8 protein-coding genes are annotated in these 11,910 nt (G+C 46.8%); 4 read left to right on the top strand and 4 right to left on the bottom strand.

Translation table 11 applies throughout. The features are described 5' to 3' along the window. Positions 1-26: 26 nt before the first annotated feature. The 4 genes from H6H02_RS14745 to H6H02_RS14730 form a co-directional block, all read right to left on the bottom strand. Positions 27-1,802 carry a M61 family metallopeptidase gene (locus H6H02_RS14745; protein WP_190818984.1) on the bottom strand — a complete coding sequence of 592 codons (1,776 nt, stop codon included), beginning with the start codon at positions 1,800-1,802 and terminating at the stop codon, positions 27-29. A 213-nt stretch (positions 1,803-2,015) separates the two neighbouring features. Next, entirely contained in the window at positions 2,016-2,699 is a 684-nt protein-coding gene (locus H6H02_RS14740; protein WP_190818982.1) for a Crp/Fnr family transcriptional regulator, read from the bottom strand. A 563-nt stretch (positions 2,700-3,262) separates the two neighbouring features. After that, positions 3,263-4,453, bottom strand: coding sequence for a hypothetical protein (locus tag H6H02_RS14735; RefSeq protein ID WP_190818980.1), 1,191 nt, complete (start codon positions 4,451-4,453; stop codon positions 3,263-3,265). A 257-nt stretch (positions 4,454-4,710) separates the two neighbouring features. Next, complete coding sequence (locus H6H02_RS14730) at positions 4,711-5,844, bottom strand: HetZ-related protein 2 (RefSeq protein WP_190819064.1); 1,134 nt, start codon at positions 5,842-5,844, stop codon at positions 4,711-4,713. Positions 5,845-6,268: 424 nt separating this feature from the next. Between H6H02_RS14730 and H6H02_RS14725 the strand changes: the two genes are divergently transcribed. From H6H02_RS14725 to H6H02_RS14710, 4 genes are all read left to right on the top strand, one after another. After that, positions 6,269-8,485, top strand: coding sequence for an ATP-binding protein (locus tag H6H02_RS14725; RefSeq protein WP_190818977.1), 2,217 nt, complete (start codon positions 6,269-6,271; stop codon positions 8,483-8,485). A 557-nt stretch (positions 8,486-9,042) separates the two neighbouring features. Continuing rightward, positions 9,043-10,206 (top strand): adenylate/guanylate cyclase domain-containing protein, encoded by a 1,164-nt coding sequence (locus tag H6H02_RS14720; protein WP_190818975.1) that lies wholly within the window; start codon positions 9,043-9,045, stop codon positions 10,204-10,206. Positions 10,207-10,621: 415 nt separating this feature from the next. Beyond that, entirely contained in the window at positions 10,622-11,446 is an 825-nt protein-coding gene (locus H6H02_RS14715; protein WP_190818973.1) for a cyanophycinase, read from the top strand. A 181-nt stretch (positions 11,447-11,627) separates the two neighbouring features. Further along, the gene (locus tag H6H02_RS14710) at positions 11,628-11,816 is read left to right on the top strand and encodes a CsbD family protein (protein WP_190818971.1); all 189 of its coding nucleotides are present in this window, start codon (positions 11,628-11,630) and stop codon (positions 11,814-11,816) included. Positions 11,817-11,910: the final 94 nt, after the last annotated feature.

Here is an 11,910-nt window from a genome sequence, read left to right as displayed (position 1 = left end):
CTCAAGGTGAAAACGCAATCGCCCTCTTAGAATCCCGATCCTAGCCACTTAGCAAAGTTTTGTTTTTGAACATCGTCAGGAGACTCTACGGGCACAATTTTGTAAGCGCTGGGGCGCGGATCTGCTAAAGTCACGAGTGGCATCCGGAGTTCATCTTGATGGAAAACCGTCACCTGAATCGTATTCCCCGATTGGTAATCTTTCAGGCGATCGCTCAAAGAAAGTGACGTTACTCGGAAACCGTCAATTGCTAGCAATTCATCTCCCGCATCAATACCGGCTAACTGCGCTGGAGAACCCGCTTGGACAAATTTGATCGCTTCGCGCCCATTCTCCGTCTTTGCTGTCACGCCCAGATAAGGAATGGGTTCCTCTTCCTCTACCACTAACCGCAAACCGAAGGGATTCAGGTATTCGTCAAAGGGTAACTCTTCAGTTCCCTCAATGTATCGCTTAAAGAAGTCGCTCAAATCCATGTCAGCGACTGATTCTATAACTTGTTGCAATTGTTCTGGAGTGAAGCCGGTTTCCGGCTGTCCAAACTGCTGCCACATTTGCCGCATCACATCATCAAGCGATCGCTGATTGCTATGACGCCCTCGAATTAGCAAATCTAGCAACAAGGATACCATCGCTCCTTTCAGATAGTAGGAAATCTGGGAATTTCCACTATTGGCATCCGGTCGATACAGCTTAATCCAGGCATCAAAACTCGATTCACTCGCAGGCTGCACCAGTCGCCCTGGTGTCGTTTGTAACCGCGATATTTCTTTGCCTAACTCCTTCAAGAAAGACTTTGCATCATAGATTCCCGCCCGCAACGGAATCACCAAGTCGTAATAACTGGTTGTCCCCTCACTAAACCACAGCGAAGGTGTATAGTTTTCTCCGGTATAATCAAACACCTCTAATCCTTTGGGACGGATGCGCTTCACATTCCACAGGTGGAAGAATTCGTGAGCGACCAGCTGCATAAAGCGATTGTACTTATCGCGATCGCGGAACCCAAAGCGATGGTAATTCAACGTGCAAGCATTCTTGTGTTCCAAACCTCCAGCACCCGTGGAAGCTAGATGCAGCAAAAACACATATCGGTCATAAGGTAAACCCCCAAACATCTGGGATTCCACCTCAATGATTTTCTGCGTGTCTTCAATAATTTGCTCTGGCTTGGCGTTCCCCTGTCCCCAGATGGCTAACTCATGAGGTTTTCCCAAAACTTCAAAATGATGCAACTGATGAGAACCAATCTCGAAGGGACTATCCACCAGCGTGTCAAAATCGGGCGCTTGGAAGGTGTTCGCTTGTCCATCCGCCGCTGGTAATGGGGTCGTGACGCGCCATTCGGGTTTGGGCGGCACAATTGTCACTAGAATGGGTTGTTTTTCAAACTCGGGTATATAAAATAACAGAGCAGCACTGTTAAAATACCCATGAGTAACATCTAAATGATTAGTTCGCACCGTTAGTTCATTGGCAAACATCCGGTAACGCACCGTTACTTCCGACACACCGTTTGTATCTATTTGCCAGTGATTTTTACTAAGCTTCCGCCACGCCAAAGGTTGTTGTTCGCTGGAATCAGCCGAAAAGTCTTGCAAATGTTTAGAATACTCGCGCACCAGGTAGGAACCAGGAGTCCACACCGGCAATTTTAAATCGAGAATCGGTGACTGCCAGTTTTGTACGGTCAAAGTTACGTCAAAAAGATGCGATTGTGGCTCCCGTATCGCCACCTGGTAATGAATTTTTGGGGCAGTGTTGGATAAGCGATCGCGGCGAACAGCTGTTGCTTCTGTCATTTTTAGCTTTTATCAATCATCTATACCAACTAATTTAACTAGCAATTTTTGCTCAGTCGTTAGTCGGTAGTCAGAAATTCGGTTTTCCAATCAATTAGATTTTCTCTTGGGAGTATCCCAATCCTTGTCAAAAGAACGAATAGAATTCTCCTCTACACTGACTTTCCCCGATGAAAGCGGGTTTCAATAGTCCGGTTTAGTATATTTGCTTTCCTAAACTCGTCCGGCAAGATGCGTTAGCTGCTTGATGTTGAGAAGATGAAGCGTCTCCTGCGCCGGATCGATTTTAACCCAGCCTTTACTTTCTAGTTTTTCCATAATTTTGCTAGTGTCCTCGACGCCAATATCTGTGACGTTAGCCAAATCTTTAGAGGGAATATTATAGATTTCCGTTCCTCTTTCAGTGGCTTCACCATAGTTTTCTCCCAAAGCAATCAGCGTGTTGGCTAATTTTACCGCTGGAGGTTGATGACGCATTTGAAAGCGGAGGTTCGTTTGGCGCAGACGCTTCACCATCAATTGCAGCATCCGGTGGTGCAACTGCGGATCTTTGAAGAGGGTTTGAATGAAGCGCTGGGCAGAGACGCTGAGCAATTCTACAGGCGAGAGAGCAATCACATCGGTTGAGCGGGGAGATTCATCGAGAATTGCCATTTCTCCAAAAAAATCACCTTTACCCAAGATTGCCAGGGTGATAACATCCTCCCCAGAGAGGCGTCGGACTTTGACCCAACCCGACACGACAAAATAAACTGCGTTGCCCCAAGCGTCTTCCATCAAAACGGCTCTGTCTGATGGATACTCGTGTTCGACTGCGACAGACAAAAGCCATTCTAATGTCTCTGGAGCGGCAGTATTAAAGAGAGGGAACAGCTCAGAAAAAGCTTTGGTCTGCATGAAAGGAAGTGTGAAGTATAAAGTATGAATTATGAAGTTTCAAGTTTGAACAAGCAAGCCTGGAAAATACTGTTATCTAAGGCGAGAATTTGTCGATTCATCCTTCATGATTTATCCTACCCTACCGCGATGGGTACGAATTCGTTCATGTAGGCTTCGGCAATGGCTGCACCTTACCGAGACAGGGGGTAAAGCAAGCCTCGTCCTTCTAAGGCGATTTTTTATTTAACTGAAGCTACGGTAATTGTATTATTTTACACAGTGCTAGAGGATTCAACCACTTTAAAAACTCAGTAGCCGAAAGGCAGCGCCCGGATGATTATTAGGCTTACTAGGTTATCGGAAGGAATCCTCTCAGGGTGAAAAGTCTCAGCAACACGTACCAGAAAACCAAGCTTTTGAGCTTGAAGGGCAGTATCCACTCTTCACTGGAAAACTGGCGTCTGTTATGGACTGAAACGGTTTTGGAGAAATGCTCTACTGACATAGGGGAGACAACTACTTTATGGTTAGAGCGCTCCATGAAAGAAGAATCTCCGCGCACTGATGCGGAGAGTATCAAATTACAGATGAGCCATGTTGTTCTTTGAGTTGGCATCAGGGTTCGGGCGATCGCTCTGCATTCGTTTAAGTCCTTCTAGTTGTTGCTCAACGTTCTCAATCAAGTGGTGGAGGGCTGGTAGGGCTTCTAACTGAGCAGGGTTTGAAGTAGGATAGGATGAAGTGCGGAGAACGGAGTCTGAGGCGCTAGCATGGCATATCTGATTCATCTTCCGCTGGAGTTTATGAGCAATATTTAAAGCTTCCCCCCAGAGATTTTCTAGGTGCTGCTGCTGATAAGCTTTCAAAGTTTCTCCGCGAAACACTTGCATAATTGCCTCATCTCCATATTCACCGGGCATGATTTGCAAGCGCAGTAACAGATGATTGTGCTGATAGCATCGCTCAATCTCGACCACTTTGGTTTGTTCGACTGGTATTAATTGCAAATGTCCGATTCGCTTTAGCTCGTCGATGACTCCTTGAAGTACGGGTAGTGCCAATCCTGGAATCACAAACTGTAAGACATTGTTTCGGCTACAGAGAATGTTTCCTTCATACAGATGTCGTTCGCAATCCAGCCGGTCGATAGTTCCGTTCAGCACCCGCTTGAGCAATTCTTTTAACATCTGCTGGGGCGGTAGGGCTGCCAGATTTGCGGTGAAACCAGAGATGTGATGCTGCGATCGCTCTTGCCAGTGATGGGACGAATTACCAGCGGGTGGGACTGTAGTGTTGCGCTTTACCGGCTGTGATTGTCTCAAGAGTGCTTCTGAAGCTCGCTTTTGCTGCATTTGAGCGTTGGTGCGCTCCGCCTCCAGTTCGCCCAGCGCCTCCGGGCTATCAACAATTAAAGTGGGGACAGTTTGCCGTTCTATCCGATCAGAATTTTTGCTGGAGCTTTCCCGATCTGGCTGAGTGTCTGAGTGTTCAGTTGCAGGCGTGGGAGGTTGGGTATGCGCGGGTTGTTTTTCCGTGCCTGTATTGTGTTTCAAGTACGCGCTGAGGATTGCTTGGAGAGCATCAGCGGCTATCGGCTGGGTTTCTAATGAGTAGTTTTGGTAAGCCAGGATACGACGGACATAATCTAACGAGGCTGTGTCTGCTGGATTTACCATGCCCAGTTTCAGGCAGGTGCCTTCTAAGGCGATGGGCAAGATTTGATAATACAGACAGGCTTCAAAGGGCAGGAGCTTGTCAATCAATCTAAACATTTGACTTACATCTATCAGAGCCACCCAGAAAAAGGGTGGCGAGGGTATAAGCACAAGTAATCACCAGCCGCAGATTGGTTACTTCCGAGTGCGGTCATGGTGAGTTACAGAACCTGAGTAGTGAATATCCTAGATGCCCCTGAGATCAAGTGTCCGCTATTATTTAGCAGATCGTTCTGAATAAAACTGATTTATTCATATAGTTATAGTTATGTTACCCCTGTGGGAAGAAAATATTGCTGGTTTTTGAAAACAGCTTAGGAATCGCTCCGTAAGGCTTGAGCGGCTAGATAAAGTTTGCTCCATTCGCCCATGACTTGGTGATTTTTCAGGTTCAACTCAGCAGCGATCGCCTCTAGGGTTTTACCTGCTTTCAAACTATCAACCAACTGGCGCTGCACGGGGTTGAGGGTGGCGTAGAATTGCTCCCACTCAATCAGAGTCAAACCCAGGTTGTGTTCCTGTAATGACGCTTCTAGCCAACTGGCAACTAATTCGGGCTGGCTTTTGACGGCAAAGACGCGAATGGCATGGTAGCTAACTTTTTCGCGCAGTCGGTAGATTTCTTTGATCGGCAAGCCTAAGGCGCTGGCGATCGCTTCTTGAGACTTGCCTTGCAGATACAGTGTCAGCCACTTAGCAGCAGATTCACTAACGTTTTCGGCTAAATAGTCTTTAAATTCCTGTTTGACCGAGGTACGTAAAGTTTGCTGTTCTTCCCAAACTTGATTTTCTTGGTACTGAGTGACTGCTTGAGCATCTAGCAAACTCACTGGGTTGTCTGTCTCATCGGGCGTCACTTCTTCAGAAACCAGTCGCACCAATTCACCATCAGGCACGTGAGTCATGCCGCCGCGCTGAGAACGCCGTAGATAATTCACAAACCGATACACTAATAGCGGCTGGTTGCGAATCGGTCTGAGACAATACTCTTCGATACTGGTCATCAGCAGGGAATTGCGGAGGCGAGTATCACTGGGAGTACATTTGGCAATCCAAGCGATTTGCTGTTGAATGTAGCGATCGCTGTGTAATAGTTCCTGAATCACTTCTTGCAATACGTCGCCCACTGCCCGTTGGCGATCGCGCGAGAGCGCCACCCAAGTACGGATTTTATTTCGGAGCAGCACTAAGCTGCCCAATCGAGTCGTGAGATTACGATAGGCACGCTCTGGCCCCACGCCTAAATAGCGCTGCCGTAAAATTCGATAGCGGTATTCCATTGCTTGCCGAGCAATTTTCATCTGGCTTGGGTTCAGTGCTTCAAATCGCTCTAAATCTTCTCCGATCAGCCAGCAAGTAATACTTTCTCGTGTTGCTGCGCTAGAGTCGGGATAGTCGGCTGCAATCTGCTCTCGCCAATTCTGTGCCAGTTCTTGGGCCAGTGACATGGAGTTTTGAGTATTTAGCATCGTTTGAGTTTTCAGTTTTGAAGTCGGAAATTCAGACGTAGACAGATCGACTTCAAACTCACTTTCCTGATTTAAAGTTTGCTCTACAAACCTCATTGCTCGCCTCACCCATGTTAAGGATTAACTGACTTCTATTTCATCATGTCTACCTTGAGATAGAAGTGATCGCACCACTCTGTATGGTTTGACCCGTAACCTCTATGGAGTGAGATTTTGATCTTATTGCCTTGTGTTTTGAATCACAATATTTAGTTGTTCAAGTCATGAGCGATAATGTTAAATTTTGTTAAATTAAGAATGATGAACAAAGGTTTACTTTCTGCGATGGAAGACCTAGTAACAAGATTCAGACGGAGCTAGACTGATTCCCAACTTCTTAACCCTCAACTTCTCAAATAAAACAATGCAACCAGAGCAGATGAGCGCTACTGGGCGACAGTCAAAGGAGGAACAAGAACTCATTTTGAATCCAGTAGACAATGCGATCGCTTTGTTTAACCGCTCCCATCACTTGGTCTTGTTTAATCGCCAGTTCAGCCTTCTTTGGGGACTTCCCCCCGAATGGCTGGGTCTACAGCCGCATTGTAGCGAAGTCTTCGCTGAAGTGGTAGCACAGGGCTACTGGTCGCCGCAGCAGAGCGAACAAATCGCTTCAGCCCTTAGCCAAACCGAAACTGAGTGCATTTCTCTTCCCGTACAGCAATCCAATGGCATCTGTCTAGAGGTAGAGACCACACTGACCAATGATGGGGGACGCCTGTTCACCTTCCGCGATGTCACCGGCAATCAAGACTACCAGGTAACATTAAACGCTGAGGTGAGGCGGTTAACCTTTTTGGTAGGTTTGATGGAACGGTTGCAGCCTGCCAGCGACTTGCAGACAATTGGGCAATTTGCACTTTCCTATCTCGTAGAGACAATGGGTGCCGCCTTCGGCGATATCAAGGTGATTACGGGTCAAGGGATTGATGCCTATGCCGATATTCTCACCAATGAAATTTCCGGTCAATTCATCGCGACTCACGGCGAAGCCGCCGTTGCCGAGATGCAAGCCTTTCTCGATCGGGGGATTCCCTACGGTCAAGGGTTACTGTGGGAAGTCGTAAAAACCGGCAAGCCCCTATTTGTAGAGGATTATTCCAAAAATCCCCAGGCAGTGTCGGCGTTTCGCCATCCTGCAATTGGTCAACTAGGCATTTTTCCCATTCCTGCTGCCAATGGCAAGATCATTGGTGTCTTGACGCTGGAATCTCGCACTTATCAGAGACTTCAGGACGCTCCCCAACAGGATATACTCCTGGTTGCCTGTCGCACGCTGGGCGTTGCGATTGAAAGGGCACAGGCGCAAGAACACCTGCGCGAAATCAACCACGATTTAGAACGGGCTTCCCAACTAAAGTCTGAGTTTCTGGCGGCTATGTCCCACGAACTGCGAACGCCTCTCAACAGTATTTTAGGATTTTCGGACTTGTTGCTACGGCAAATCGCCGGTTCTTTAAACGAACGCCAGATTAAATATGTGCGGGTGATGGAAGAAAGCGGTCAACACCTGTTGCAGTTGATTAATGACATTCTGGATCTCTCCAAAATAGAAGCCGGAAAGGCAGAACTCGAACTCCAGCCGGTTTCGATCCCGGAGCTTTGCACGCAATGCCTGCACATGATTCAGCCCCGTGCCGATAAAAAGCGACTTGCCTTAACTCTAGAATTAGACTATCGGCTGGGGGAGGCGTCGCTAGATGAACGTCGTGTCCGCCAGATATTAATTAATTTGCTCTCTAATGCTGTCAAGTTTACGCCAGAGGGTGGGCAAATCAAGTTAAGCGGACGGCTGGGTTATGGCACCCAGTTGATCGGGGAATTTCGACCCGATCGCAGTCCGGTGAATCCTAGCACTCCTTACTTGTGTATTGAAGTCAAAGACTCAGGGATCGGGATTTCTAGAGATAAATGGCATTTGCTGTTTCGCCCTTTCCAGCAGGTCGATGCTTCCTTAACGCGGCAACATGAAGGAACTGGCTTAGGTTTGGCGCTAACGAAACGACTGGCAGAACTCCACGGCGGCACGGTCTCTCTAGAATCTGTAGAAAGTCAGGGTAGTACGTTTCGTGTCTGGCTACCAGTAACGGAAATGTCCCAGAAGTTGGCAGAGGCAGCAAACCCAGTGCCAAACCAGCAGCGGTCATCATTTCTCAAGGGTGGTGTATCTTCTGGCAATGCCAAGCGAATTTTGGTGGTGGAAGATCAAGCTTTCAATCAGGCATTGATTTCTGATGTGCTGGAGTTAGAAGGGTATGCAGTTGAGTTAATTTATGACGGTCGCACGATGATGGAGGCGTTGCAATCTTCCTTGGTGACGCCGAAATCGCTGCCGCACTTGATTTTGATGGATATCCAACTACCGGAGGTGGATGGTTTTGAAATTATCCGTCAACTAAAAGCTAATCCTTTGTGGAAGCCGGTGCCGGTAATCGCGGTAACAGCAATGGCAATGGCGGGCGATCGCGATCGCTGTTTGGCGGCTGGTGCGAATGGTTACATCAGTAAGCCAATAGATATCGATCTTCTCACAGCCACCGTCCGCTCTTTTATACAGGATTCCGAGCAAAAGAATCCATGAGGGAGAAGGATACCCCACCTTTATCTCCCACTGGCGTCCCACTGTTGGAATATGCAAATTTAGATGGGTGGCAGCAATATACTCGGAACCTCACCCCCAACTTGTCTCCATTTACGGAGAGGGAGGAACGGACAGAAGGGAATATTAAACCCCTATGGCTTTCGGGAATGAGGGTAAACTTTCCTGCATTCAATAGAGAATTGCGAATCACCGAATGCCTATCTAGCTTTTGGGAGATAGATCGCCTCTTCATGAGGGATTGTTCGATCTGCCTGATGGCTAATTGTCTTTGCTGAAGCCCCGTGTTTCAATATGTTAAGGTTCTCTCAGCGATAGGCGCTCTTTGAGGAGTTAGGTTTGCATCTATCTACCTAGCCGTCCTGAAAGTAACCTCGTCAGGCTTAAGAATCGTCAGGGGTATCTAGTTAAAAATACTCATTTAGTGAACAACTGTTTTAAGTAGTTTCACTGAAGGAAAATCATAGGCGCGAGTGTAATGGTTGCTAAGAGAAGTAGTTTTCCATAACAGCGCCATTTGCTCTTATATTGTCAATCCCATGACAAAGCCCTTGCCGCGCATTTTGTTAGTTGATGATGAACCCAATAATTTATTGTTGCTAGAAGAGTTGTTGCATTCACAAGGATATGAAACTCTAATAGCATCATCAGGTATTGAAGCACTGGAAGTTGTCAAAGATTTTCAGCCAGATTTAATTTTGCTAGATGTGATGATGCCGGATATGGGAGGCTTTGAAGTTTGTCGCCGATTGCGGGAGGATGCAGAGCTACGAACGGTGCCGGTGATTTTTTTAACAGCGTTGGATGATGAAGAGTCCCACATGCGGGGACTGGAAATGTTAGGGGATGACTACATTACCAAACCGATTAAAACTACTTTTCTTTTGAAGAAAATTGCGAATACTCTGCGTTTGATCGAGATGCGATCGCAAGAGTCCGCGCAACGAACCCAAGAAGAAATCAAAGAAAAAACAAAGCGTCAGTTATCAGCGGCATGGCAAATCAATGAATACCTCTCAGAAAAGTTTCGGCTATTTGTGCCGGATCAATTCTTGAGCCGCATCGCACCCAAAGGAGTAGAGTCAATTCAACTGGGGAACGCTAGGGAAGAAGAATTGACGGTTTTGTTTTGTGATATTCGGGAATTTACAGCGATCGCAGAGGCTCAAACAGCAAGTGATACCTTTGAGTGGCTGAATGCTTTCTTTACCCAAATGAATCAAGCGATCGCAACCAATCATGGATTTATTGATAAATTCCTGGGAGATGCGCTGATGGCGGTGTTTGACCGCACGGGAAACCACGCACAGGATGCCTTGAGTGCGGCGGTGATGATGGTAGAAAGCTTAAATCAGTTTAATCGCGATCGCCAGCAATACAACCTGGAGCAGCCGGTAAACGTTGGTATCGGCATTCATACAGGCGTTGCCATGATTGGTACAGTTGGTTCAGACCGGCGCATGGACTCTACTGTAATCGGCGATGTCGTAAATACTGCCGCCCGTCTAGAAGAGTTGACAAAGCTTTACGGCTGTCGCATCCTTGCCAGCGATGCCGCGATCGCCCAGATGAGACAACCAGAGTTATTTAGCTGTCGGTTGATTGACCGGGTGACACCTCGCGGTAAGCAGCAAGCAGTTGACCTCTACGAAGTCTTGAGTACGCAAACTCATTTGATCCATCAAGCAAAGCTACTCTATTAATGCAGCCGATACTCATCTCAGACACATCTTCTCTGGGACACAGCAATGTCGTGTCCCGAAGAGTGTCATTTACGCAGCTGAGAATTGCTGCTGTGAAATCTAGAGAAAAACGGCAAGATTGAATGAATTGCCAACTATCTATAGCTATCTATATAGTTTTTATAGTTTTGCGGCTCTAAAATCTTATTTTCTTATTGATGCTCAGCGCTCATACAGTTCCAAATTAATTTTTGTATTTTAAAGTACAGATTTACTGCAAGTTATATCCCAAGAAAGAAGCTGCGGCAAACCCTATACAGCTACTTTAGTTATTTAGGACAGCCAATCTGACCCATAAAAAATTTCCTGGGAGCCTTCTATACCTCCTGGGTATTTTTATGTACAAAACAACCATTAATACCTGGACATAAAATCAATGGAAGCTCAAGAAAACGTACCAGCGAATAAACCTAGCGGGCAGTTGGTGATTATTGGGGGTGCAGAAGACAAGGAGGGAGACTGCACAATCCTTCGGGAGTTTGTTCGCCGCGCCGGGGGTACTAAAGCTCGAATCGTCGTCATGACCGTGGCGACAGAGCTGCCGAGAGAAGTGGGTGAGAACTATATCAGAGTATTTGAGCGGCTAGGAGCCGAGGACGTTCGCATCGTTGACACCGTTGAGCGGGAAGATGCAACTTCAGCCACTTATTTGGAAGCCATTGAGAAAGCCACGGGTGTATTTTTTACCGGCGGAGATCAGGCTCGGATCACCAGCATCCTCAAAGGTACCGAGATCGATAAGATAATTCACCGGCGGTACGCTGAAGGAATCGTGGTGGGAGGCACCAGCGCAGGAGCTGCCATGATGCCAGATGTCATGATCGTTGAAGGCGACTCTGAGACAAACCCACGGGTTGAAGTGGTAGAGATGGGTCCCGGTATGGGCTTCTTGCCAGGAGTGGTGATCGATCAGCATTTCTTACAGCGTGGGCGTTTGGGACGGTTAATTTCTGCCTTGGCACAGCAGCCTGCTGTCTTGGGATTCGGCATTGACGAGAATACAGCGATCGCAGTCAGCGATAACAAGTTAGAAGTAATCGGGGAAGGCGCTGTCACCGTTGTCGATGAATCAGAGATTACCCATAGCAACATCGGTGAAATTTTGAAGGATGAGCCATTGGCAGTTTGCGGAGCCAAGCTTCATATCCTTCCACACGGGTACAAATTTGACCTAAAAACTCGCAAGCCAATTCTTGATTAATTAACAGTCTTGATTAATTAACAGTTAGGGTGGGCACTTTCCACCCTACATTTGAACCCTACTTTTGAAAGACTGCCGATGTTTTAAAAATCTAACTGTCGAGGGATGTCTTTTTTCCCCTTAAGCTTCTTATACTGTGGGTAGTATAAGAAATTACATATCCTTGTAAAGGAGCTAAAAAATGAGCGTAGAAGATAGAGCCAAAGCAGTTGCTAAAAACGTCGAAGGCAAGGTGCAGGAGGGTCTTGGTCATGTGACCGGCAGCCAAAAAGACCAAGCAGAAGGTCAGATGAAGCAGGATGAAGCTGCTGCCATGCATCTAAAAGAAGACCTCAAAGATAAAGCAAAAGAAATTGTAGATCGTGCTTAGATTTTGAATCAAATTTTCAAGGAGGAAACTCCACGAATCATATAAAACCCGTTTTCTTAAAGAAGATGGGTTTTTAAAGTGTTTGATTAAAAAA

The organism is Coleofasciculus sp. FACHB-1120 (assembly GCF_014698845.1).
In the GTDB taxonomy this organism is placed as follows: Bacteria; Cyanobacteriota; Cyanobacteriia; order Cyanobacteriales; family FACHB-T130; genus FACHB-T130.
This window is presented reverse-complemented; position numbering and strand designations above follow the sequence as displayed.

Bases quoted from the DNA above. Each gene is read 5' to 3' on its own strand.
- H6H02_RS14745 (WP_190818984.1), bottom strand. From the start codon at position 1,802: ATGACAGAAGCAACAGCTGTTCGCCGCGATCGCTTATCCAACACTGCC.
- H6H02_RS14740 (WP_190818982.1), bottom strand. From the start codon at position 2,699: ATGCAGACCAAAGCTTTTTCTGAGCTGTTCCCTCTCTTTAATACTGCC.
- H6H02_RS14735 (WP_190818980.1), bottom strand. From the start codon at position 4,453: ATGTTTAGATTGATTGACAAGCTCCTGCCCTTTGAAGCCTGTCTGTAT.
- H6H02_RS14730 (WP_190819064.1), bottom strand. From the start codon at position 5,844: ATGTCACTGGCCCAAGAACTGGCACAGAATTGGCGAGAGCAGATTGCA.
- H6H02_RS14725 (WP_190818977.1), top strand. From the start codon at position 6,269: ATGCAACCAGAGCAGATGAGCGCTACTGGGCGACAGTCAAAGGAGGAA.
- H6H02_RS14720 (WP_190818975.1), top strand. From the start codon at position 9,043: ATGACAAAGCCCTTGCCGCGCATTTTGTTAGTTGATGATGAACCCAAT.
- H6H02_RS14715 (WP_190818973.1), top strand. From the start codon at position 10,622: ATGGAAGCTCAAGAAAACGTACCAGCGAATAAACCTAGCGGGCAGTTG.
- H6H02_RS14710 (WP_190818971.1), top strand. From the start codon at position 11,628: ATGAGCGTAGAAGATAGAGCCAAAGCAGTTGCTAAAAACGTCGAAGGC.